At 72.3% G+C, this 22595-nt stretch carries 25 protein-coding genes and 1 pseudogene; 16 read left to right on the forward strand and 10 right to left on the reverse strand.

Features of this window, described 5'->3' with window-relative positions:
* Positions 1–332: pseudogene (locus E2C06_RS29325) on the reverse strand (hypothetical protein); the annotation flags it as partial.
* Between the two features lie 145 nt (positions 333–477).
* On the opposite strand from E2C06_RS29325, the gene E2C06_RS29330 reads away from it, so the two are divergent.
* The 4 genes from E2C06_RS29330 to E2C06_RS29345 all read left to right on the forward strand — a co-directional run bounded on the left by E2C06_RS29330 (position 478) and on the right by E2C06_RS29345 (position 3496).
* Positions 478–681: an HIG1 domain-containing protein gene (locus tag E2C06_RS29330; RefSeq protein WP_241671531.1), complete on the forward strand. Its 204-nt coding sequence runs from the start codon at positions 478–480 to the stop codon at positions 679–681.
* A 181-nt stretch (positions 682–862) separates the two neighbouring features.
* Positions 863–1612, forward strand: coding sequence for an electron transfer flavoprotein subunit beta/FixA family protein (locus E2C06_RS29335; RefSeq protein WP_133292131.1), 750 nt, complete (start codon positions 863–865; stop codon positions 1610–1612).
* A gap of 2 nt (positions 1613–1614) precedes the next feature.
* On the forward strand, positions 1615–2544 hold the full coding sequence (locus E2C06_RS29340; RefSeq protein WP_133292132.1) for an electron transfer flavoprotein subunit alpha/FixB family protein: 930 nt from the start codon (positions 1615–1617) through the stop codon (positions 2542–2544).
* A gap of 73 nt (positions 2545–2617) precedes the next feature.
* Positions 2618–3496 carry a 3-hydroxybutyryl-CoA dehydrogenase gene (locus E2C06_RS29345; RefSeq protein ID WP_133292133.1) on the forward strand — a complete coding sequence of 293 codons (879 nt, stop codon included), beginning with the start codon at positions 2618–2620 and terminating at the stop codon, positions 3494–3496.
* A gap of 108 nt (positions 3497–3604) precedes the next feature.
* On the opposite strand, the gene E2C06_RS29350 is transcribed toward E2C06_RS29345, so the two are convergent.
* Positions 3605–3988, reverse strand: coding sequence for a c-type cytochrome (locus E2C06_RS29350; RefSeq protein ID WP_133292134.1), 384 nt, complete (start codon positions 3986–3988; stop codon positions 3605–3607).
* A gap of 70 nt (positions 3989–4058) precedes the next feature.
* Positions 4059–4985 carry a zinc metalloprotease HtpX gene (htpX, locus tag E2C06_RS29355; protein WP_133292135.1) on the reverse strand — a complete coding sequence of 309 codons (927 nt, stop codon included), beginning with the start codon at positions 4983–4985 and terminating at the stop codon, positions 4059–4061.
* Positions 4986–5086: 101 nt separating this feature from the next.
* Here htpX and E2C06_RS39830 point away from each other — a divergent pair, with 101 nt between their 5' ends.
* Positions 5087–5431: a succinate dehydrogenase assembly factor 4 gene (locus tag E2C06_RS39830; protein WP_241671532.1), complete on the forward strand. Its 345-nt coding sequence runs from the start codon at positions 5087–5089 to the stop codon at positions 5429–5431.
* Between the two features lie 245 nt (positions 5432–5676).
* Here E2C06_RS39830 and E2C06_RS29365 read toward each other — a convergent pair whose 3' ends face one another.
* The 3 genes from E2C06_RS29365 to E2C06_RS29375 all read right to left on the reverse strand — a co-directional run bounded on the left by E2C06_RS29365 (position 5677) and on the right by E2C06_RS29375 (position 9082).
* Positions 5677–6432 carry a Crp/Fnr family transcriptional regulator gene (locus tag E2C06_RS29365; protein WP_165982740.1) on the reverse strand — a complete coding sequence of 252 codons (756 nt, stop codon included), beginning with the start codon at positions 6430–6432 and terminating at the stop codon, positions 5677–5679.
* 209 nt (positions 6433–6641) lie between these two features.
* The gene (gene acs / locus E2C06_RS29370; protein ID WP_133292137.1) at positions 6642–8573 is read right to left on the reverse strand and encodes an acetate--CoA ligase; all 1932 of its coding nucleotides are present in this window, start codon (positions 8571–8573) and stop codon (positions 6642–6644) included.
* A 149-nt stretch (positions 8574–8722) separates the two neighbouring features.
* Entirely contained in the window at positions 8723–9082 is a 360-nt protein-coding gene (locus tag E2C06_RS29375) for a hypothetical protein (RefSeq protein ID WP_133292138.1), read from the reverse strand.
* A 339-nt stretch (positions 9083–9421) separates the two neighbouring features.
* Between E2C06_RS29375 and E2C06_RS29380 the strand changes: the two genes are divergently transcribed.
* A complete protein-coding gene (locus E2C06_RS29380) occupies positions 9422–10828 on the forward strand; it encodes a vanadium-dependent haloperoxidase (RefSeq protein WP_133292139.1) in 1407 nt (468 codons plus the stop codon).
* 168 nt (positions 10829–10996) lie between these two features.
* Here the strand turns inward: E2C06_RS29380 and E2C06_RS29385 are convergent, their stop codons facing one another.
* From E2C06_RS29385 to E2C06_RS29395, 3 genes are read right to left on the reverse strand one after another with little or no spacing between them, the layout of a single operon-like run.
* A complete protein-coding gene (locus E2C06_RS29385; RefSeq protein ID WP_241671533.1) occupies positions 10997–11362 on the reverse strand; it encodes a Rieske (2Fe-2S) protein in 366 nt (121 codons plus the stop codon).
* Positions 11359–11853: a GFA family protein gene (locus tag E2C06_RS29390; protein ID WP_133292140.1), complete on the reverse strand. Its 495-nt coding sequence runs from the start codon at positions 11851–11853 to the stop codon at positions 11359–11361. The genes E2C06_RS29385 and E2C06_RS29390 overlap by 4 nt, the downstream gene beginning before the upstream one ends.
* Before the next feature lie 12 nt (positions 11854–11865).
* The gene (locus tag E2C06_RS29395) at positions 11866–12282 is read right to left on the reverse strand and encodes an EVE domain-containing protein (RefSeq protein ID WP_133292141.1); all 417 of its coding nucleotides are present in this window, start codon (positions 12280–12282) and stop codon (positions 11866–11868) included.
* Positions 12283–12368: 86 nt separating this feature from the next.
* On the opposite strand from E2C06_RS29395, the gene E2C06_RS29400 reads away from it, so the two are divergent.
* From E2C06_RS29400 to ccmI, 7 genes are read left to right on the forward strand one after another with little or no spacing between them, the layout of a single operon-like run.
* The gene (locus tag E2C06_RS29400; protein ID WP_370451495.1) at positions 12369–13205 is read left to right on the forward strand and encodes a heme ABC transporter permease; all 837 of its coding nucleotides are present in this window, start codon (positions 12369–12371) and stop codon (positions 13203–13205) included.
* A gap of 24 nt (positions 13206–13229) precedes the next feature.
* Complete coding sequence (locus E2C06_RS38000) at positions 13230–13385, forward strand: hypothetical protein (protein WP_165982741.1); 156 nt, start codon at positions 13230–13232, stop codon at positions 13383–13385.
* Complete coding sequence (gene ccmE / locus E2C06_RS29405; RefSeq protein ID WP_133292142.1) at positions 13382–13903, forward strand: cytochrome c maturation protein CcmE; 522 nt, start codon at positions 13382–13384, stop codon at positions 13901–13903. The genes E2C06_RS38000 and ccmE overlap by 4 nt, the downstream gene beginning before the upstream one ends.
* Complete coding sequence (locus E2C06_RS29410; protein ID WP_133292143.1) at positions 13900–15864, forward strand: heme lyase CcmF/NrfE family subunit; 1965 nt, start codon at positions 13900–13902, stop codon at positions 15862–15864. The genes ccmE and E2C06_RS29410 overlap by 4 nt, the downstream gene beginning before the upstream one ends.
* Complete coding sequence (locus E2C06_RS29415; protein ID WP_133292144.1) at positions 15861–16442, forward strand: DsbE family thiol:disulfide interchange protein; 582 nt, start codon at positions 15861–15863, stop codon at positions 16440–16442. Before E2C06_RS29410 ends, E2C06_RS29415 begins: the two co-directional genes overlap by 4 nt.
* The gene (locus E2C06_RS38005) at positions 16439–16957 is read left to right on the forward strand and encodes a cytochrome c-type biogenesis protein (RefSeq protein ID WP_165982742.1); all 519 of its coding nucleotides are present in this window, start codon (positions 16439–16441) and stop codon (positions 16955–16957) included. The genes E2C06_RS29415 and E2C06_RS38005 overlap by 4 nt, the downstream gene beginning before the upstream one ends.
* Positions 16954–17760, forward strand: coding sequence for a c-type cytochrome biogenesis protein CcmI (gene ccmI, locus E2C06_RS38010; protein WP_165982743.1), 807 nt, complete (start codon positions 16954–16956; stop codon positions 17758–17760). The genes E2C06_RS38005 and ccmI overlap by 4 nt, the downstream gene beginning before the upstream one ends.
* 13 nt (positions 17761–17773) lie before the next feature.
* Here ccmI and E2C06_RS29425 read toward each other — a convergent pair whose 3' ends face one another.
* Complete coding sequence (locus tag E2C06_RS29425) at positions 17774–18814, reverse strand: cobalamin-independent methionine synthase II family protein (protein ID WP_133292146.1); 1041 nt, start codon at positions 18812–18814, stop codon at positions 17774–17776.
* Between the two features lie 324 nt (positions 18815–19138).
* Here E2C06_RS29425 and E2C06_RS29430 point away from each other — a divergent pair, with 324 nt between their 5' ends.
* The 3 genes from E2C06_RS29430 to E2C06_RS29440 form a co-directional block, all read left to right on the forward strand.
* The gene (locus E2C06_RS29430; RefSeq protein WP_133292147.1) at positions 19139–19975 is read left to right on the forward strand and encodes an LLM class F420-dependent oxidoreductase; all 837 of its coding nucleotides are present in this window, start codon (positions 19139–19141) and stop codon (positions 19973–19975) included.
* On the forward strand, positions 19972–20925 hold the full coding sequence (locus E2C06_RS29435; protein WP_133292148.1) for an LLM class flavin-dependent oxidoreductase: 954 nt from the start codon (positions 19972–19974) through the stop codon (positions 20923–20925). The genes E2C06_RS29430 and E2C06_RS29435 overlap by 4 nt, the downstream gene beginning before the upstream one ends.
* 201 nt (positions 20926–21126) lie before the next feature.
* A partial coding sequence (locus E2C06_RS29440) for a dihydroxyacetone kinase family protein (RefSeq protein WP_133292149.1) occupies positions 21127–22595 on the forward strand: 1469 nt, incomplete at its 3' end.

Genomic DNA, 22595 nt, shown 5'->3' on the forward strand with positions numbered 1-22595 from the left:
CGGGGGGCCTCGGCGGCGGGCGCCGCGGGGGAGACAGGGGCGGCAGCGGGTGCGGGACCGGCGGCCGGCGCGGGCGCGGCGGCGGAATGGGCCTGGCCGGCGCGGCCGGCGGCCGCCAGGGCTTCCAGGTTGCGGAGGAATTCCGCCCGCTTCGCGCCGTCGCGCAGCAGCGCGGTGACCCGTTCGAGATCGGCCTGGCTCAACCCGGGCGCCACGACCGGCGGTGCCGCGGCCGGTTGGGCCGGGCCGGGCTGGGCCAGCGCAGGCAAGGCCGCCAGCAGCAGGGCGAGGCAGAGAACCAGCGGGTGGAGGATGGGGCGGAGAATGCTCATGTGCGTCGCAGCAACCCCATTGCGGCGCCGCCGGTCAAGGGCGGCGTTGCCTTCGGGGTCCGCGAACGGCCGCGCGGGCGGCTTCAACAGCCCGTTGGGTGGCGCCGGCGCCCCGCGGCATTGCGGTTTCGCCGGGGGCGTCTAGATGGACCTCATGAAAACCGTCCTCACCATCCTGGTCGGCATCGGCATGCTGGCCACCCTCGGGGTCATGCTGGCCGGCATGCTGGGGCTCGTCCGGTCGGACGGGAACGCAGGCCGCTCCAACGCGCTGATGCGATGGAGGGTGGTGCTGCAGGGCGTGACGCTTGCCTTGTTCGCCCTGCTGCTGCTGGTGATGCGGCATTAGGCTGGCGGCGCCCTCCGCGGCGTTTTTGACAGCGCAAGCCGCGCCGCCCTATTTTGCCGCGGGTTTGCGCTAGCGACCGGTCGCCGCCTCGGCACCGCCACGCCTCGCGCCGGAGACCAACCCGGGACCTGACGACGGGTCGCGGGATACAGCAACAACTGCGCAGGAAACGGCAGAGTCGATGAAGCTCCTCGTCCCGGTCAAGCGGGTGGTCGACTACAACGTGAAGGTCCGCGTCAAGGCGGACGGCACGGGAGTTGAGACCGCCAACGTCAAGATGTCGATGAACCCCTTCGACGAGATCGCGGTCGAGGAAGCGGTCCGCCTGAAGGAAAAGGGCGTCGCGACCGAGATCGTCGCGGTCTCGGCCGGCCCCGCGGCCTGCCAGGAACAGCTCCGCACCGCGCTTGCCATGGGCGCCGACCGCGGCATCCTGATCGAGCATGACGGCGTGCTGGAACCCCTCGCGGTGGCCAAGCTGCTCAAGGCCGTCATCGCCAAGGAAAGCCCGGAACTCGTCATCCTCGGCAAGCAGGCGATCGACGACGACATGAACGCCACCGGCCAGATGCTGGCGGCGCTGATGGGCTGGCCGCAGGGCACCTATGCCAGCAAGGTCGAGGCCGCCGATGGCGGGCTGAGCGTGACGCGCGAGGTCGATGGCGGGCTGGAGCGGCTGCAGCTCAAGCTGCCGGCCATCGTCACCACCGACCTGCGGCTGAACGAGCCGCGCTACGCCTCCCTGCCGAACATCATGAAGGCGCGGAAGAAGCCGATCGAGACGGTGAAGCCGGCCGATCTCGGCGTCGACGTCGCGCCGCGCCTGACCGTGCTGAAGGTCGAGGAGCCGCCGAAGCGCCAGGCCGGCAAGAAGGTGGCCTCGGTGCAGGAGCTGGTCGAGAAGCTGCGCAACGAAGCGAAGGTGATCTGAGCATGACCGTTCTCGTCCTCGTCGACCACGACGGTTCGACGGTCGCCCAGCCGACCCGCAGCGCCATCGCCGCCGCGCAGAAGCTCGGCGAGGTGCACGCGCTGGTGCTCGGCCCGCAGGAGGTGGCGCAGGCGGCGGCGCAGATCGCCGGCGTGGCCAAGGTGCTGCACTCCGGCGCGGAGATCTATGCGCACGGGCTGGCGGAGCCGACCGCGGCGCTGCTGGTCGCGCTGGCACCGGAGTACTCCCACCTGCTCGCCCCGGCCTCGGCCGCGGGCAAGAACGTCATGCCGCGGGTCGCGGCGCTGCTCGACGTGCAGGTGATCTCCGACATCGCCGGCGTGGTGGATGCCGATACCTTCGTCCGGCCGATCTATGCCGGCAATGCGCTGGCCACCGTGAAGTCGGCCGACTCGAAGAGGGTCATCACCGTCCGCGCCGCCAGCTTCGACCCGGTGGCCGCGACCGGCGGCAGCGCCGCGGTCGAGGCGGCGCCGACGGCGGAAGATCCCGGCATCTCCACCTTCCTTGGTGCCGAGATCGTGAAGTCCGAGCGCCCCGAGCTGACCGCCGCGAAGATCGTCGTCTCCGGTGGCCGCGCCATGGGCAGCTCGGAGAATTTCCACATCATCGAGAGCGTCGCCGACAAGCTCGGCGCCGCGGTCGGGGCCAGCCGCGCCGCGGTCGATGCCGGCTATGCGCCGAACGATCACCAGGTCGGCCAGACCGGCAAGATCGTGGCGCCGGAGCTCTACATCGCCGTCGGCATCTCTGGCGCCATCCAGCACCTGGCCGGCATGAAGGACAGCAAGGTCATCGTCGCCATCAACAAGGACGAGGAGGCGCCGATCTTCTCGGTGGCGGATTATGGGCTGGTCGGCGACCTGTTCAAGGTGATGCCGGAGTTCGAGGCCGAGCTCGGCAAGAAGTAAGCCGGTTCGTGACGAACGAGGCCGCCCGACGCCACGCGCGTCCGGCGGCCTTTTTCTTGTGGGGTGGATGGATATGGCGGACGTACAGAAACTCGGCGTGATCGGCGCCGGCCTGATGGGCAACGGCATCGCGCATGTGGCGGCGCTGGCCGGCATCCCGGTGGCGCTGGTCGACGTGAACCCGGCGGCGCTGGAGAAGGCTCGGGGGACCATCACCAAGAACCTCGAGCGCCAGACGACGCGCGGCAACATCCCGGACGGCGCGAAGGAAGCGGCGCTGGCGCGGATCACCACCGGCACCGACTATGCCGCCTTCGCCGAGTGCGACCTGGTGATCGAGGCGGCGACCGAGAACGAGGAGATCAAGAAGAAGATCTTCGGCAGCCTCTGCCCGACGCTGAAGCCGGAGGCGATGATTGCCTCCAACACCTCATCCATTCCCATCACGCGCCTCGGCGCCGCGACGGACCGCCCCGGCCGGTTCATCGGCATGCATTTCTTCAATCCCGTGCCGATGATGAAGCTGGTAGAGGTCATCCGCGGCCTGGCGACAGAGGATGCGACGGCGGCGGCGGTGACGGCGCTCGCCGAGCGCATGGGCAAGACCGTGGTGGCCGCGGCTGATTACCCCGGCTTCGTCGTCAACCGCATCCTCTGCCCGATGCTGAACGAGGCGATCTTCGCGCTGATGGAAGGCGTCGGCGACGTGCGCTCGATCGACGAGGGCATGAAGCTCGGCGCCAACCACCCGATGGGGCCGCTCGAGCTGTCCGACTTCGTCGGGCTGGATACTCTCTATTCCGTGCTGAAGGTGCTGCACGAGGGGCTGGGCGATCCGAAGTACCGGCCCTGCCCGCTGCTGGCGAAGTATGTCGAGGCCGGCTGGCTCGGGCGGAAGTCGGGCAAGGGGTTCTACGACTATTCCACCACGCCGCCGACGCCGACGCGGTAGAAGGCTGGGGAGAAGCTATTCTCCCCAGTCGCCCCATTTATTTCTCTGAGCCTGGCATTCACCGCGCGGTGCGCGGGAGGCCTGGGGCGGGAACGGCCTCCCCGATCTTCAGCCCTGCGCCTTCAGATAGGCCAGCAGGTCGTTCAGCTGCTGCTCGTTCTTCAGCCCGGGATAGGACATCGACCCGGCCGGCAGCACCGCCTTCGGGTTGGTGACATAGGCGCGCAGCGTATCCTCGTCCCAGGCCAGGCCCTCCGCCGCCTTCTCCTTCAGGTTCGCCGAATAGCGGAAGCCCTCGATCGTTCCCGCCTTCCGGCCGACGATGCCGTGCAGGTTGGGGCCGACGCCGTTGCGGCCGCCCGCCTCGATGCTGTGGCAGGCGCGGCACTGGTTGAAGACGCGCTTCCCCGCCTCCGCATCCTGCGCCGCGGCCGGCAACGCGGTGCCGAGCGCGAGCGCGGCGGCGATGGCAAGGGGGGCAATGCGGGTCATGCTGCGTCTCCGGCCGTTGGGGCTCGGGCTTCGCATGCTTGCGCCCTGGCGATCCGTCAACCCCGCCCGATCAGCCCCAAGGGTTGCGCCGCCCAGCCCCCCAGGGCGAGACGACGTTGCCGCCCCAGGGGCCGCGTCCCTGCGGCGCCGGCGGCGCCATGGCCAGCAGCCGGCGGATGCGCTCCTCGGTCGGAGGGTGGGTGGTGAAGAGGCTGTCGAGCCGCAGGCCCGAGAGCGGGTTGACGATGAACATGTGCGCGCTGGCCGGATGCGCCTCGGCGGTCGGGTTGACGATGCCCTGCTTGTAGCGCTCGAGCTTGGCCAGTCCCCCGGCCAGGCCGCGCGGGTCGCCGCTGATCTCGGCGCCCAGCCGGTCGGCCTCGTATTCGCGCGACCGGCTGATTGCCATCTGCACCAGCATGGCGGCGATCGGCCCGACCACCACCAGAAGCAATGCGCCGATCGGGCCGAAGGGGTTGCGCCGGCCGTCCTCCGACCGCCCGCCGAACAGGAAGCCGAATTGCGCCAGCATGCCGATCGCCCCGGCCAAGGTCGCGGTGACCGTCATGATCAGCGTGTCGCGGTGCTTGATATGCGCCAGCTCGTGCGCGACGACGCCGGCCACCTCCTCCTCCGACATCAGGTCCAGCAGCCCGGTGTTCACCGCGACCGCCGCATTCTCCGGGTTGCGGCCGGTGGCGAAGGCATTCGGCTGGTCCTCGTGGATGACATACAGCGCCGGCATCGGCAGCCCGGCGCGGCGCGCCAGCTGATCGACCAGGGCGAAGAGCCGCGGCGCCTCGGACGGGGTGATCGGCTGCGCATTGTGCATCGACAGCACCACGCGGTCGCTGTTCCACCAGGCCCAGAGATTGGTGCCACAGGCCATCAGGAAGGCGATCACCATGCCCTGCCGGCCGCCCAGCACCCAGCCGATGCCGATGAACAGCGCGGTGAGGCCGGCGAGCAGGATCGCCGTGCGGAAATAGCCTGCCATGTCCCAATCCCTTCCCCTCGCGGATTTTTCCGCGCAGCCGCGCCGCCAAAGGCGGCGTTGGGGGGTGGCGCGACCCCTCCCCGAGGCCCCAGATGATGCTCATGACCCAGACCCGACAAGGGGCCGCTGCGGCTGCCCCCGCCAGCCTCGAAGCCCCTGTTCCCTTCAGGGCCCAGGTGCCGATCTCGCCGGACATGCCGCCCAGCCCGGTGCCGCCGATCCCGCCCTCGCCGCCCGGCCCTGACCTGCCGGAGGTGCCGGTCGAGGACCCGACCGGGCCGGACACGCCTCTGCCCGGCGATCCGAACCCGACGCCGGCAGGCGACCCGCCGAGCGACCCGCCGGTGCGGATGCGTCCGCTGCCGCCCGAAATCGGCGGCCCGGCCGGGCCGGAGCCGACCCGCTACGGCGACTGGGAGCGGAAGGGGCGGGTCAGCGACTTCTGACCCGCGACTCGAGGAGGCGCCCGAGTCGCGCCCCGAGTCGCGGCAGGACCGGAGCGCGAACGGCCTTGTGTCCCCCGCCCGGTACGGCCCACCAGGGTTTGTGGCAGGCGGTTTCGCGTCGTGGCAAAGTCGGCGTCGGCGATTCGTTCGCGCGACTCGGGGCAAGCCGCTGATTCCACAAGTGGCCGAAACGCTACATCCGGCGCCGTATTCTCGGTTTGTTCCAAAAAACTCTCCGGCCGGCTTCAGCCTACGCCGTAGATCCTTGGGGCGAGGTGCCGCAGCCTTCGCATCAGCGCCGCGTGGCAGCCGCAGGCCGCCTGTTCCAGTCCCATGCGGTCAATCACCGTCACCAGGCTGCGGCGGTGGCGGATCAGCCCCTTGTCGGACAATTGGCTGATCACCCGGGTCACGGTGGTGCGGCGGACTCCCAGCATCTCGGCCAGCATCTCCTGGGTGACCGGCAGGTCGGGCTGGCCGGTGCGGTCCTGCGCCGTCAGCAACCAGCGGCTGGTGCGGGCCTCAACCGGGTGCAGCGCGGCGCAGACCGCGGCCTGCAGGGCCCGCACCAGCAGGGTCCGGGTATGCAGCGTCAGCAGGGCGCGCAGGCCAGGATCGGCCTCCGCCAGCCCATCCAGGATCTCAGCCTTGATCCGCAGGGCGGGGCCGGAGATCTGCACCTGCAGGTGGCCGAAGCCCGGCAGTTCGGTCAGGTCGCCGTCGACCACGCCCTCGGCACCGATCGAAGCGGCCTCCGCCGTGCGGCCGCCATGGTCCAGCGCCACCAAGGCAACGATGGCGCTGGCGCAGGGAAACAGAACCCAGGGCAGCGCCTGCCCCGTCTGGCAGAGGATGGAGCCGGCCGTCAGCGCCGCCGCCTCCAGGTGGGGCCGGATGAGCGCGGCTTGGGCTGCATCCAGGGCGTCCAGCACGTGATTGCCGCTGCACGTCACCCCCGGCGTTGCGCCCGCATCCTGCGCGCCGTCCCTGGCCCCAGACATCAGCAATCCCCCGATCGGTCGTGGTGACAACGACCAACAGAGAACCATTCCGGTGTCAACCGGAATGGTGGTCCAAGGAATGAAAATAAGCAGGTCCGTTGCGCACCCAGCCGACAGCGCCGGCCGGGTGTGACGCATCCTCGCGCGAGGGTGGCGCAGCCGACCGGCTTCCCGCGCAGAACGCGCGAAGCCGGTCGTCCGGCGCCGGCTCAGCCGACCCGGTTCTCGACCAGTTCCTGCACCACGGCGGGGTCGGCAAGGGTGGAAGTGTCCCCCAGCCCGTCGGTCTCGTTCGCGGCAATCTTCCGCAGGATGCGGCGCATGATCTTGCCCGAGCGGGTCTTCGGCAGGCCCGGCGCCCACTGGATGGCGTCGGGGGAGGCGATCGGGCCGATCTCCTTCCGCACCCAGGCCACCAGTTCCTTCCGCAGCGCCTCGGTCGGCTCCTCGCCGGTCTTCAGCGTGACGTAGCAGTAGATGCCCTGCCCCTTCAGGTCGTGCGGCATGCCGACGACGGCGGCCTCGGCGACCTTGGGGTGGGCAACCAGCGCGGATTCGATCTCGGCGGTGCCCATGCGGTGGCCGGAGACATTGATGACGTCGTCCACCCGCCCGGTGATCCAGTAGTAGCCGTCCGCGTCGCGCCGCGCGCCGTCCCCGGTGAAGTACATGCCGGGATAGGTCGAGAAGTAGGTCTGCGCGAAGCGCTCGTGGTCGCCGTAGATGGTCCGCATCTGGCCCGGCCAGCTGTCGAGCAGCACCAGGTTGCCCTCGGTCGCGCCGTCCAGCACCTTGCCCTCGGCATCGACCAGCGCCGGCAGCACGCCCGGCAGCGGCAGGGTGGCCGAGCCCGGCTTCTGCGCCACCGCGCCCGGCAGCGGCGAGATCAGGATGCCCCCGGTTTCCGTTTGCCACCACGTGTCGACGATCGGGCAGCGCTCCTCGCCAACGACGCGGTAGTACCAGAGCCAGGCTTCCGGGTTGATCGGCTCGCCGACGCTGCCCAGCACGCGCAGCGACTTGCGCGAGGCCTTTTGCACCGGCGCCTCGCCGTCCCGCATCAGGGCGCGGATGGCGGTCGGCGCGGTGTAGAAGATGTTGACCTGGTGCTTGTCGACCACCTCCCAGAAGCGGGAGACGCTGGGGTAGTTCGGCACGCCCTCGAACATCAGCGTGGTCGCGCCGTTGGCCAGCGGGCCGTAGACGATATAGGTGTGGCCGGTGACCCAGCCCACGTCGGCGGTGCACCAGTAGATCTCGCCCGGGCGGTAGTCGAAGACCAGCTCATGCGTGTAGCTGGCCCAGACCATGTAGCCGCCGGTGGTGTGCAGCACGCCCTTCGGCTTGCCGGTCGAGCCCGAGGTATAGAGAATGAACAGCGGGTCCTCGGCGTTCATCGGCTCGGGCTCGCAGGTCGGCGCCTGGGCCGCCAGCAGCGTGCCGTAGTCGTGGTCACGGCCGTCCTGCATCGGCACGCTGCCGCCGGTGTTCTTCACCACGATCACCGCGGTGATCGACGGGCAGGTCTTCAGCGCCTCGTCCGCATTGGTCTTCAGCGCCACCTTACGGCCGCCGCGGCGGCCCTCGTCGGCGGTGATCAGCACCTTGCACTCGCTGTCCTGGATGCGGGAGGACAGGCTGTCCGGCGAGAAGCCGCCGAAGACGATAGAATGGATGGCGCCGACCCGGGCGCAGGCGAGCATCGCCACCGCCGCCTCGACGATCATCGGCAGGTAGATGCAGACCCGGTCGCCCTTCTTCACGCCGAGGCTGCGCAGCCCGTTGGCCAGTCGGCAGACCTGCTCGTGCAGCTCGCGGTAGGTGACCTTGCTGTCGCTGTTCGGGTCGTCGCCTTCCCAGATAATGGCGACCTGGTCGCCGCGGGTGGCCAAGTGCCGGTCGAGGCAGGAGACGCTGGCGTTCAGCGCGCCGTCCTCGAACCACTTGATGGTCACCGGGCCGGTGAAATCCACGTTCTTGATCTTGGTCGGCGGCGTCATCCAGGCGAGCCGGCCGGCTTCCTTCGCCCAGAAGGCGTGGGGGTCGCGGGTCGCGGCCTCGGTCATGGCGCGATGGCGCTCGGCGTCGACACGCGCCCTGGCGGCGATCTCCGGCTTCACGGCGATCAGTTCATCGGACATCTGGGCCTCCCCCTTGGATCGCGTTCTCGACTGCCGGGAGATAGGGCACGGCGCCTTGCGCTGCGTCAATGCGACGAGCTTAGCCCTGTAAATCTATCGTAAATGGGTCTGCAGGCCGGGCGAATCACCCGGCCTGCAGCCTCCTCGGCTCAGTTGGTGCGGACGGGGGCGGGCGCGGCGGGCTTCGCCGGGCCGGCGGCGCTGTGCTTCTCGGTCATGGGCTTCTCCGCCGCAGCCTTCTCGGGCGCCTTGGCCGGATGGCCAGCGGCCTGCGTCGCGCCGCCCGGATGGGCGGGGGTGGCCGGCGTCGCGGCAAGCGGGCGCTGGGCCGGCGTGGCGGGCGTCGCCGGGACCACCGCCTCGGTGCCGGCCTTCCCGGCACTGCTCCAGTTGCCGCTGGCGGCGGGGCCGGTACCGGCACCGGCACCGGTCCCCTGGGCGAAGGCCGGCGCGGTGGCGAGAAGCAGGGCGGTGGCAAGCAAACTGCGGCGGATGCTGGCGGTGTGCATGGTGTGCCTCCTGTGGAGCGGCGCCCGGATCGGCTGGGCGCAGGGACAACACTCGCCGGCCGGCTTGTCCGCCGCAGGGCGGCTTCAAGGTCGTTTCGGGACGATCGCGGCGGCGCCGGGGCGATGAAGGCGGCCTGCCATACGCGGCGCGTCCTCGGGCGCGGCAAGTCCCCGGCACCGACCAAGCCCTTCCCCGCTTCGGTCGCCGCGCAGGTGCCGCAGCAGCGCGGCCGGAATCCACCGTGCGCGCGGACACTGCGCCCGGTGCTGGTCACGGTGTCTGGTCCCGCTGCCCGGCCCGACCGCCGTCGGCCACCAGGCGCAACACCGGAGGCATCGATGATCGACAAGGTGAGGTTCTGGGTCGAGGAGATCCTGGAGGCGAACCGGCGCGACCACACCACCGCGCAGGTCGGGATGGTGGGCGACCAGCGCGGCCCCTTCCGCAGCGCCCGCGCGCTCGCCATGGCGATGATGGCGATGCACGACGCGCATGCCGCCGTCACCGGCGCATCCGTCCCCTACCGGGCGCCGAGCCTGCCGGCCCCTCCGGGGGCCGAGGCCGAGGCCGCCGCGGCCGCCGCGGCGCACACCGTGCTGCAAACGCTCTACCCGCGCCAGGCGGCGCTGCTCTGGAGCCGCTGGCAGGCCTATGTGGCGCGATACGGCGCCAGCGGCGCCAGCCAGGGCTTCGGCACCCAGGTCGGGCTGGACCACGTCGCCGCCCGTGCCGGCGACACCGCCTTCCTCGGCGAGGTCCCCTATGCCCCGACCGGCCCCTACGAGCACGACGCCGACCCGCTCAGCCCGGGCCAGGGCTTCTTCGGCACGAAGTGGGGCGGGGCGCCGCCTTTCCTGAGCGGCATGACCCTGCAGCCGCTCGCCCCGCCGGCCGGCCGCACCGGCCCGCACGCCTTCATGCCGGACAATTTCTACGCCGCCGAGTTCGAGGAGGTGATGCGGTACGGCGCCCTGACCTCCGCGGTGCGGACGCCGAAGCAGGAGGAGACCGGGCTGTTCTGGGCCTATGACGGCGCCGAGGAGATCGGCACGCCGCCGCGGCTCTACATGCAGGTGGCGCTCGCCGTGCTCGACGCGCGCGGGCCACTCTCCCCCACCGCCATGCTCGAGGCGCTGAGCGCCTGCGCGGTCGCCCTGGCCGATGCCGGCATCCAGGCCTGGCACTACAAATACGATGCCGCGCACATGCTGTGGCGCCCGGTGGTCGGCATCCGCCGCGCCGAGCCGCTGCCCGGGACGCCGCGCGACCCCTGGTGGATCCCGCTGAGCAAGCCGGACACCAATACCCGGCATGTCGGGTCGACGCCCGATTTCCCGGCCTATCCCTCGGGCCATGCCACCTTCGGGGCGGCCTGCTTCGAGACCCTGCGGCGCTGGATCCGCACCCGGGAGGGCCTCGGCTTCGGCGACGGCGATGCCGATACGATCGGCTTCTCCTTCGTCTCGGACGAGCTCAACGGCCGCAACACCGACCCGCGGGACGGGCTGCCGCGGCGCCGCGTCACCCGCCACTATGCCGGGCTGTGGAATGCCATCCGGGACAATTCCGAAAGCCGGATCTGGCTCGGCGTGCATTGGCGCATGGACGGCATCAGCAAGCGCGACGTGATGACGGGCAAGGCCGTGCATGGCCGGCCGGCCAATCCAGGCGAGGTCGGCGACGTCGGCGGCGTGCATCTCGGCCTCGGCATCGCCAAGGTGGTCGCGGCGAAGCGCGGCTTCTGACGCGGCGGCGGCACCCCGGCCGGTGGCCCGGGTGCCGCGCTGCGGCCGCCAGGGTCACGGGTGCAGCCGAGCGCCCGGGCAACCTTCCCCTGCGACGGCACGGCACCGCGGGCGCGGCTTGTTCCCGGGGCAGGCCCCGCGGCCGGGGGCGCCAGGCCGCGATCCGCGCTACAGCCCGGCCGAGGCCGGCACCACCACCTGGCCGTCGACCAGCCGCACCGGCACCGCCTCCAGCGCCTCGCCGATGCAGGGGCCGGTGACGCAGACGCCGTCCTCGATCCGGAAGCGGGCGCCATGGGCGGAGCAGATGATCACCTGCTTCCGCGTATCGAGGAACCGGTCGGGCAAGGGTTCCAGCGGCAGGCCGATATGCGGGCAGGCATTGACGTAGACATGCACCCGGCCGTCCTTGCGGACCGCGAACAACCCGACGAAGCTGCCGGGCGGGCCGGGGAAGCCTTTCGCCCCGCCCTCCGGGATATCCTCCAGCCGGCAGAGGACGCGGTCCTCCGCCTCGATCGCCTGCTCCATCATGCTCCTTCGGCCAGACCCAGCCGCTCGTGCCACTCGGCGATGCTCTCCTCCGGGTAGCGGTCGTGCTGCCGGTCCTTCGGGCCGGCTTCCACCGCCACCCAGGGCGCCTTGAACTCCAGCATGATGTGGGTGGATTCCGGCGACGCTGGCAAGGCCGTATCGATCGCCGAGGCGAAGGGGTGCACCAGTTCCGGCCAGCGGTCGTCATAGAGCCACAGCGCGCTGCCGCAGGTGCCGCAGAAATGCCGCTCGGCCGGGGAGCGATGGGCCCGGGCGTCCTCCGGGTCCTTCAGCCGGGCGTGGTAGACGGTGATGTGCTGCTTCCCCGTCACCCGCAGGGAGGCGTTGTCGGCCCCGAGGTTGATGGCATAGCCGCCGCCCCCCTGGGTCTTGCGGCAGATGGAGCAGTAGCAGCGCTGGTAGGGATAGGGGTGCGGGCTCTCCGCCCGGAACTTCACCGCGCCGCATTGGCAGGAGCCTTCCAGCCGCATCCCAAGCCCTTCCTACTTTCGCGTCCAGCCGCCCAGCTTGCACAGCCTGGCCCAATGCGCATCGCCGACCGGCATCACGGATAGGCGCGACATCCGCACCAAGGCGAAGTCGGCGAATTCCGGGTCGGCCTTGATCGCGGCCAGCGGCACCGGCTTCGGCAGCGGGCCGACCGCCTTCATGTCGACGCAGACCCAGCGTCCCGTCCCGTCGGTCGGGTCCGGGTAGGCCTCCCGCGCCACTTCGACCACGCCGACGATCTCGCGGCCTATGTTCGAGTGGTAGAAGAAGGCCTGGTCGCCCCGCTTCATCGCCTTCAGGTTGATGGACGCCAAGGCGTTGCGCACGCCGGTCCAGGGCTCGGTGCCGTTCTGCACCTGCTGGTCCCAGGAAAACGCGTCCGGTTCGCTCTTCACCAGCCAATGCGCCATCGATCCCCCGGGCCCGTATCCGTTTCGCAGAGTAACCGCCCGCGCGGGCGCTTCAATCCGCGGCGATCTGGCCCTAGGTTGTCCCCGTGGAAACCGCCGAGACACGTCCCATCGGGCCAAACCTGGCCGCGCCTGCCGCTGCTGGCGGCCGCAGCCTGCACCGCTTCGCCAATCCCGGCCGCTTCCTGCGCCTGGCCGGGCGGGTGCAACCCTGGCTGACCGGGGCCGCGTTGCTGGTGCTGGCCATCGGGCTGCCCTGGGCGCTCTGGTACTCGCCGCCCGACTGGCAGCAGGGCGAGACGGTCCGCATCCTCTATATCCACGTGCCGATGGCCTGGCTGGCCATGGGCGGGTATCTCGGCCTCGCCATCGGCTCGATCCTCTCGCTGGTCTGGCGCCACCCGCTGGCCGACCTGGCCTGCCGGGAACTGTCGCCGGTCGGCGCCGCCGTTACCGCGCTCTGCCTCGCCACCGGCAGCCTCTGGGGCAAGCCGATGTGGGGGACCTGGTGGGTCTGGGACGCGCGGCTGACCAGCGTGCTGGTGCTGTTCTTCCTCTGGCTCGGCCATGCCGCGCTGGTGCGCGCCTTCGACGACGCCGAGCGAGGCGCGCGGATGGGGGCGATCCTGGCGCTGATCGGCGCGGTGAACCTGCCGGTGGTGAAGTTCTCGGTCGAGTGGTGGAACACGCTGCACCAGCCGGCCAGCGTGACGAAGCTCAATGCGCCCTCGCTGCATGTCGATATCCTGTACCCGCTGCTGGTCTGTGCCCTCGGCTTCACCCTGGCCTTCGCCGCGCTGGTGCTGGCGCGGACGCGGGCGGCGGTGATGGAGCGGCGGATCCGGGCCCTGCAGCTGGCCGCGGCGCGGCGGGCGGAGCTGCCATCGGATGGCCGGAGCGCCCTGCAGGGCGCGGAGGGCTGAATCCGATGGCCGGAGGCTTATAGCGTGACGACCCATTGGGCCCATGTGACGATCAGCTACGGGCTGGTGCTCGGCGGCTTCGCCGCGCTGGCCTTGGCCACCATGATGCGGCTCGGCGCGGCGCGGCGGCGGCTCGACGCGCTCGACCCCCGCGCCCGGCGGATGCAGGACCAGACATGACGAAGAAGCGTCGGCGGCTTTGGGTGCTGCTGCTCTGCGGGCTCGGGCTCGGCAGCGCCACCGCCCTCACCCTCACCGCCTTCCAGGACAACCTGGTCTTCTTCCGCTCGCCCTCCGACATCGCCCGGGAAGCGCCGCCGCCCGGCCGCGCCTTCCGCCTGGGCGGGCTGGTCGAGGCCGGCAGCGTGACGAAGCAGATGGGCACGGACGGCAAGCCCGACGTGCGCTTCAAGGTGACGGACGGGCCGAGCGCGGTGACCGTCGCCTATGTCGGCGTGCTGCCCGACCTGTTCCGCGAGGGCCAGGGCGTCGTCACCCTCGGCAAGCTCGGCCCGGACGGCATCTTCCGCGCCTCCGAGGTGCTGGCGCGGCACGATGAGACCTACATGCCGCCCGAGGTGGCCGACGCCCTGAAGAAGACCGGCCATTGGAACCCGCAGGCCGGCGCCGCGCCGCCGGCTGCCACCTGGAACACGCTTGAGCCCGGCAAGGCGCCGGCGGGACGGAGCGGCTCGTGATCCCCGAACTCGGCCATTTCGCGCTGGCCCTGGCGCTCGCCCTTTCCTTCGCCCAGGTCGGCCTCGGCCTCTACGGCGCGCAGCGGGCGGAGGCGCGGCTGATGGCCGCCACCGCCCCGGTCGCCGCCGGGATCCTGATCGCGGTCGGCGCCGCCTTCCTCTGCCTGGTCTGGTCGTTCCTCTCGAACGACACCACGGTCGCCAACGTCGTGCAGAACAGCCATTCGGCGAAGCCCTGGCTGTATAAGATCAGCGGCACCTGGGCGAGCCATGAGGGCTCGATGATCCTCTGGGTGCTGATCCTGGCGCTCTGCGGCGGCGCGGTGGCGGGGTTCGGCAGCAACCTGCCCTCGGCCCTGCAGGCGCGGGTGCTGGCGGTGCTCGCCCTGATCGCCGCCGGCTTTCTCGGCTTCATCCTGGCGACCTCCAACCCCTTCGACCGGGTCTGGCCGCCGCCGGCGGACGGCCAGGGGCTGAACCCGATCCTGCAGGACCCTGGCCTCGCCTTCCACCCGCCGCTGCTCTACCTCGGCTATGTCGGCTTCGCCGTCACCTATGCCTTCGCCATCGCCGCGCTGATCGAGGGGCGGGTGGATGCCGCCTGGGGCCGCTGGGTGCGGCCCTGGGCGCTGGCGGCCTGGTCCTTCCTGACGCTCGGCATCGCGCTGGGGTCCTGGTGGGCCTATTACGAGCTGGGCTGGGGCGGCTACTGGTTCTGGGACCCGGTGGAGAATGCCTCCCTGCTGCCCTGGCTGGCCGGCTGCGCCCTGCTGCATTCGGCAATCGTCGTCGAGAAGCGGGAGGCGCTGAAGACCTGGACCGTCTTCCTCGCCCTGCTCGCCTTCGGGATGAGCCTGCTCGGCACCTTCCTGGTGCGCTCGGGCGTGCTGACCAGCGTGCATGCCTTCGCCAACGACCCGGAGCGCGGGGTCTTCATCCTCGCCCTGCTCGGCATCTTCATCGGCGGCGGCTTCCTGCTCTTCGCCTGGCGGGCCGCCGCGCTGACGCCCACGGGCGTCTTCGCGCCGCTGTCGCGCGAGGGCGCGCTGGTGCTGAACAACCTGCTGCTCTGCTCGATCGCCGCGGTGGTGCTGGTCGGCACGCTCTACCCGATGTTCGCCGACCTGATGCTGAAGGAGAAGATCTCGGTCGGGCCGCCCTTCTTCAACACCGCGACCCTGCCGCTGGCGGCGCCCCTGATCGGCGCCATGGGCTTCGGGCCGATGCTGCCCTGGAAGCGGGCGCGGATCTTCCCGGCGGTGCAGCGGCTGTGGTGGGCGGCGCTGCTCGCTCTCGGCGGCTTCCTCCTCTGCCTGGCGCTGGAGGGCTACCGCATCGGCCCGGCGCTCGGCTTCGCCGCGGCGCTCTGGGCAATCGGCGCGGCGCTGGCCGATGTCGCCGACCGCATCGCGCTGTTCAGCCGGCCGAGGGCGGCCTGGTCCCGCGCCCGCGGCCTGCCGCGCGCCGCCTGGGGCGGGGCGCTGGCGCATGCCGGGCTCGGCGTGATGATCCTCGGGCTCGCGGGGATGGGGCTGGCGACCGATCGCCTCGCCCTGCTGAAGCCGGGCGAGGCGACGACGCTGGCCGGGCTGGAATACCGCCTCACCGGCATCCGCACCGTGCCCGGCCCGAACTGGACCGCCCGCCGCGCGACGCTCGAGGTGCGCGACGGCGACCGCCTCGTCACCGTGCTCGAGCCCGACAAGCGCAGCTTCACGGTCAACCGCATGACCACGAGCGAGGCGGCGATCCACACCACCTGGGTTTCCGACCTCTATGCCGTGCTCGGCGAGGAGCGCGACGGCGGCGCCGTGATCCGGCTGCACCACAACCCGCTGGCGCCCTGGATCTGGCTCGGTGGCGCCATCATGGCCCTCGGCGGCGGGCTGTCGCTGAGCGACCGGCGGGTGCGGGTCTCGGCGCCCTCGGCCAAGGTCGCCCGCGCGGGGGCGCGCGCATGAGCGAGGCGAGCGTCCCGCGGCCCTCCCGCCGCCGCCTGCTGCTGCTGGCGCCGCTCGCCGCCGCCGCCGCGGCGGGGGCCGGCTTCTACGCCATGCTGCGCGGACTCTCGACCGGCAGCTACGACCCGAAGGGCGTGCCCTCGGCGCTGATCGGCAAGCCGGTGCCCGACTTCACCCTGCCGCCGCTGGAGGGTGCCGACCTCCCCGCGCTCTCGGCCGCCGACCTGCGCGGCGGGGAGCGGCCGGTGCTGGTGAACTTCTTTGCCTCCTGGTGCGTGCCCTGCGTGATCGAGCACCCGATGCTGATGCGGCTGGCGAAGCAGGGCGTGCCGGTCTTCGGCGTCGCCTACAAGGACAAGCCGGCCGATGCGCTCGGCTTCCTGAGGAAGCACGGCACCCCTTACGCGAAGCTGGCGGCCGACCAGCCGGGGCGGGTCGCGATCGACTGGGGCCTCTATGGCGTGCCGGAGAGCTACCTGATCGACCGGCAGGGCATCATCCGCTGGCGCTGGGCCGGGCCTCTGACCGAGGACACGCTGACGCAGGAATTGCTCCCCCTGCTCAAGCGCACCGCATGAGACGCGTGCTTGCAGCCCTGCGCGACGCCGCCGCGCCCGCCCTTCGCGCAGGGCTCGGCGCTTTGGCGGCCGCGTGGCTGCTGGCGACGCCGGTGCTCGCCGCCGTCTCCGACCCGGCCGAGATGCTGCGCGACCCGGCGCAGGAGGAACGCGCGCGCGTGATCGGCCGCGAGCTGCGCTGCATGGTCTGCCAGAACCAGTCGATCGAGGACAGCGACGCCGAGCTCGCCCGCGACCTCCGCCGCATCGTCCGCGAGCAGGTCAGCGCCGGCCGCAGCAATACCGACATCATGGGCTACCTGCACGACCGCTACGGCGACTTCGTGCTGCTGCGCCCGCCGGTGAAGCCGGAAACCTACCTGCTCTGGGGCACGCCGGTCATCGCGCTCGGCCTCGGCCTGGCGATGATCGTCGCCATGCGCCGCCGCCGCGCGGCGAACCCGGCGCCGCAGCCGGACCTCTCCGCCGCGGAGCGCGCGCGGCTGCGATCGATCGAGGACGGCAGCGGGACGTGAGCTGGTTTCCCTTCTGGCCGCTGCTCGGCCTGCTGGCCGTGGCGGCGCTGCTGCCGCTCGTCGCCAACATCCTCGGCCCCGCCCGCGCCCGCGGCCGGCGGGAGGCCGACCTCGCGCTTTATCGCGCGCAGATGGCGGAGCTGGAGCGGGAGAAGGCGGTCGGCCGGCTGGACGAGCAGGCGCATCGCGCGGCAATGCTCGAGGTGCAGCGCCGGCTGCTGGCCGCCCCCGTCGAGGCCGGCCCCGCCACTGGCGCCCGCAGCCGCTGGGTGCTGGTGGGTGCCCTCGTCGCGGTGCCGGCGCTGGCGATCGGCCTCTATCTCCCGAGCGGCATCCCGGAGATGCCCTCCGCCCCCTATGCGACGCGGCAGGCCGCGGCGTCCCGCGACGAGGAGGTGCTGGACACCCTGCGTGCCAGGCTGGTGCAGCTGCCGGCGAACAGCGATCAGGCGCGCGAGGGCTGGGCGCTGCTCGGCAATGCCGAGCGCAGCCGCGGCAGGCTGCCCGCCGCGGCCGATGCCTATCGTCGCGCGCTGACCGGCAGGTTCGACGCCGAGCTGACCGCGCAACTGGCGCAGGTGCTGCTGGAGGAGGACCGGACCGAGGAGGCGATTGCGCTGCTCGCCGCCGCCCTGCCCCAGGCGCCGCGGCATGTCGGCCTGCGCTTCCTGACCGGCTTGGCCGAGGCCAAGGCGGGCCGCAGCGACCAGGCCCGCGCCGCCTGGCAGGCGCTGATCGCCGATGCCCCGGCCGAGGCGCCCTGGCGGGCGATGATCGAGCGGCGGATGGCCGATCTGCCCTGAGGCGCAGCGGGGTTCAGGCGCCGAGTTCCCGCCGCACGATCGCCGCGCCTTGCGCCAGCGCCTGCAGCTTGCCGAAGGCGCGCTCGCGCGGCAGGTACTTCATGCCGCAATCCGGCGCCGGCACTAGGCGGTCCGCCGGCAGCACCGCGAGCCCGGCGCGGATGCGCGCCGCCACCTGCTCGGCCGTCTCCACCTCCGGGCTGCCGAGGTCAATCACCCCGAGCATGATGGTCTTGCCCGGCAGGTCGCGCAGCACGGCGAGGTCGAACTTCGGCTGCGCCGCCTCGATCGAGATCTGTGCCGCATCCACCGCGGCCAGCTCCGGCAGAAAGGAATAGCCGGCGGGCTTGTCGCCGACCATCGCAGCATAGCCGAAGCACATGTGCACCACCGTGGTGCCCTCGATGCCCTGCAGCGCGCGGTTGATGGCGGCCACCGCATAGCGCCGCGCCTCCGCCGGGAAGGCCTGCATCCAGGGCTCGTCGAGCTGGATGACATCGGCGCCGGCGGCCTTCAGCTCGCGGATTTCCGCGTTCAGCGCCGCAGCGAAGTCCATCGCCAGCTCGGCCTCGTCGGCATAGAATTCGTTCTTGCACTGGCGGGTCATGGTGAAGGGCCCGGGCAGGGTGATCTTCACCTGGCGGTCGGTGTTGGCGCGGGCGAAGGCGACGTCGCGCACCTCCACCGCGCGCACCCGCCTCACCCGCCCGACGACGCGCGGCACCACGGTCGGCTTGCCGGTGCGGCCGATGACCTCGGCGGGACGGGCGCGGTCGATGCCCTCGAGCGCATTGCCGAAGTGGTTGGAATAGCTTTCGCGCCTGATCTCGCCGTCGGTGATGATGTCGATACCGGCACGTTCCATGTCGCGGATGGCGAGGATGGTGGCGTCGTCCTGCGCCTGCGCCAGGAAGGGCTCCGGCACCCGCCAGAGTTCCGGAGCGCGGACGCGCGGCACCAGCCGGGCGCGCAGCGCGTCATGGTCCATCAGCCAAGCGGGCTGCGGGTAGCTGCCGACCACGGTGGTTGGCAGGCGCGGAAGCGGTTGCGGCATGGACGTGTTCCTCCCCTGCCCGCATCGGACCACACCCGCGGGGCGGTGCCTACACCTGCGCCACCGCGACGCGGTGCCGGGCAGCGCGGCACCCGGTCCGGCGGCAGGGCCGGAGGCCTGGCGGCGGCCACCCGTTCCGGCCGAAATGCCCGTGGCACGCGCTTCGACGTCACCGGCGCGTCGCCGCTGGCGATGCGGGCCGCCGGCCGGTCGCGCCGCCCGCGCGCCGGCACCGAGGAACCGGCTGCCGCCTGCGTCCCGGGCCGAGTTGTTCCCGGGCGGGAGCGGGGTAAGCTGCCCCGCTCAGGCACGGGGGTACGCGTTATGCAGGTCGGTGTCTTCTACTTCCCGACGGATTACGGCATCGATCCCGGCGAGCTGGGCCAGGCGCTGGAAGCCCGCGGCTTCGAATCGCTCTTCGTCTGCGAGCACACGCATATCCCGGCCAGCCGCAAGTCGCCCTTCCCCGGCGGCGGCGAGCTGCCGAAGCGCTATTCCCACACGCACGACCCCTTCGTGGCGCTGGCCTTCGCCGCGGCCGCGACGCGGCAGCTCCGCCTCGGTACCGGCGTCTGCCTGGTGCCGCAACGCGACCCGATCGTCACCGCCAAGTCCGTCGCCAGCCTCGACCGGCTTTCGGGCGGGCGGTTCGAATTCGGCATCGGCGGCGGCTGGAACGTGGAGGAGATGGAGAACCACGGCGCCCGCTACGCGACGCGCTTCAGGCTGATGCGCGAGCGCGTGCTGGCCATGCGCGCGCTCTGGACCGAGGAGGAGGCGAGCTTCGCCGGCGAGTTCGTCAACTTCGACCGCGTCTGGATGTACCCGAAGCCGCGGCAGGCCCGCGTGCCGGTGCTGCTGGGCGGGGAGACCGACCATACCCTGAAGCGCGTGGTGGAATTCTGCGACGGCTGGTTTCCCCGCGCCGGCGCCGGCTTCGACCCGCGCGTCGCCGTGGCCCGGCTGCGTGCCGCGGCGGAGGCCGGCGGGCGCGACCCGGCCTCGCTCACCACCAGCGTCTTCCGCGCGCCGCCCGAGGCGGCTGCGCTGGCGGGCTACCGCGAGGCCGGGATCACCCGCGTGCTGCTGGAGGTGCCCGACCTCGACCGTGACGGCATCCTGCGCCGGCTGGACGAGCTTGCGCCCCTGGCCGTCGCATGAAGGTCGCGCTCGGCCTGGGGCTGATGGAATACCCCTTCGAGACCGCGGCGGGATTCTGGCGCTGGGTCGATCTTTGCGAGCAGGCCGGCGCGGATTCGCTCTGGCAGACCGACCGCATCGTCAGCCGCGCGCCGATCCTCGAATGCATGACCATGCTGGCGGCGCTGGCGGGGCGGACGCGGCGGCTGAAATTCGGCATGAACGTCGTCTCGCTCGCCTTCCGCGACCCGGTGCTGGTGGCCAAGCAATGCGCCACCATCGACCTGCTGTCGGAAGGCCGGCTGCTGCCCGCCTTCGGCATCGGCAGCCCGGCGGCGCCGGAATGGCAGGCGATGGGCCTCGACACCGCGACCCGCGGCCGGGTGACGGACGAGGCGCTGGAGATCATCACCCGGCTCTGGCGCGGCGAGAGCCTCGACTTCACCGGCCGCCACTTCACGCTGAAGGGCGCGAGCATCGCGCCGCTGCCGGCGCAGGCGGACCTGCCGGTCTGGATCGGCGGCGGTTCCACGGCGGCCATCCGCCGCACCGCGCGCTTCGGCACCGGCTGGCAGGCGGGCGGCGAGACGCCGGCGGAAGCCGCCGCCGTGATCGCCGCCATCCGTGCCGAGGCCGCGGCCGAGGGCCGGGCGATCGACGAGGACCACTACGGCGCCGGCTTCGGCTTCCATTTCGGCTCGCCCGATGACCCGCCGGCGCAGCGCGCCATGGCGGCCTATGCAGCGCGCACCGGGCGCGACCCGGCGCGCGGCATCGTCGCCGGCGACGCCGCGGCGATCCTGCAACGTATCGCCGAGTATGTCGAAGCGGGGGTGACCAAGTTCGTCCTCCGCCCGGTCGGCCGCGGCGACGAAGAGCCGCTGGCCCAGACCCGGCTGCTGCTGGAACAGGTGTTGCCGCTGGTCGCCGCGCGCTGGCCGAAGGCAGCGATCGCCACCGCGGATGCCTGACAGGGGCGCAGGCCGATGCGCACCCTCGGGGCAAGCCGGACGCCGCCGCGCCGGTCTCCGCGAAGCGCCCCCACCGGCGCCGCCGTGAGCGGCGCGGCAAAGATCGGCGCCGACCCGATGAACCCCGCCGGCCGCCGCACCCTGTAGCCCGGCCCGGCATTTGGCTAGGCTCGGCGGAAAGACCCTGGGGGGAGCCGTCCGATGAAGAAGCTCGTCAACGACCCGCGGCGCGTGGTGCGGGAGATGCTGGAAGGCCTCTGCGACCTGCATCCCGGCCTGGCGCTGCTGCAGGCCGAGGACGTGGTCGTCCGCGCCGACCTGCCGCCGCCCGCCGCCCGGCCGGTCGCCATCCTGTCCGGCGGCGGTGCGGGGCATGAGCCGGCGCATGCTGGCTATGTCGGGCCGGGCCTGCTGGCCGGGGCGATCGCCGGGGACGTCTTCACCTCGCCCAGCGTCGATGCCGTGCTGGCCGGCATCCGCGCCGCGGCGGGTCCGGCCGGCGCCCTGCTGGTGGTGAAGAACTACACCGGGGACCGGCTGAATTTCGGCCTGGCCGCCGAACTGGCCCGGGCCGAGGGCATCCCGGTCGAGCTGGTGGTGGTGGCCGACGACGTCGCGCTCCACGCCACCGTCCCGCCCGATCGCCGCCGGGGCATCGCCGGGACGGTGCTGATCCACAAGCTGGCCGGCGCCGCCGCGGCGGGCGGGAAAACGCTTGCGGAGGTCGCCGCCCTGGCCCGCGCGGCAGCCGCCACCGGGCTCGGCAGCATGGGCGTCGCGCTCGGCGCCTGCACCGTGCCCGCCGCCGGCCGCCCGGGCTTCGAGATCGGCCCGGCAGAGATCGAGCTCGGCCTCGGCATCCATGGCGAGCAGGGGGTGGAACGCGCCGCCCTGCTGCCGGCCGATGCGCTGGTGGAGCGCCTGCTCGGCACCATCCTGGTGGATCGTGGCCTGCGCGCCGGGGAGCAGGTGGCGCTGCTGGTGAACGGGCTGGGCGGCACCCCGCCGATGGAGCTCGCCATCCTGGCCCGCCGCGGCATCGCTTTCCTGCGGGAGCGGGGGCTGGTGGTGGAGCGCGCCTGGGCCGGCGAGTTCCTGACCGCGCTCGAGATGCCCGGCGCCTCGCTCTCGGTCCTGCGGCTGGATGCGGCGCGGCTGGCCCTGCTGGATGCGCCAGCGGAGGCGCCCGCCTGGCCCGGCCCCGGCCGGGTCGGCCCGGCGCGGCAGATCATCGCCGCCCCAGCGCCGCCCCCTGCCGTCCCGGCCGCGCCGTCCGGCCCCCTGACCCCGGCCCTGCGCCGGGCCCTGGGCGCGGCCGCCGCGGCGCTGGATGCGGCCGAGCCCCGGCTCACCGAGCTCGACAGCCGGGCCGGCGACGGCGATCTCGGGATCAGCATGCAGCGCGCCGCCGCCGCCCTGCGGGCGCTGCCCGAGGCGGCCCTGGCCAATCCGCCGCGCGCGCTGGCCGCCATGGCGGATGCGCTGCGGCGCGCCGTCGGCGGCAGTTCCGGCCCCTTCTACGCGACCGCCCTGATGCGCGCGGCGCGGCGCCTGCCACCGGCCCCCGGCCCCGCCGACTGGGCCGCTGCCCTTGCCGAGGCCGCGGCGGCGATCGGCGAGCTCGGCGGCGCCGGGCCGGGTGACCGCACCATGCTGGATGCGCTGCTGCC

Source organism: Dankookia rubra (genome assembly GCF_004355005.1).
GTDB classification, from domain to species: Bacteria; Pseudomonadota; Alphaproteobacteria; order Acetobacterales; family Acetobacteraceae; genus Paracraurococcus; species Paracraurococcus ruber_A.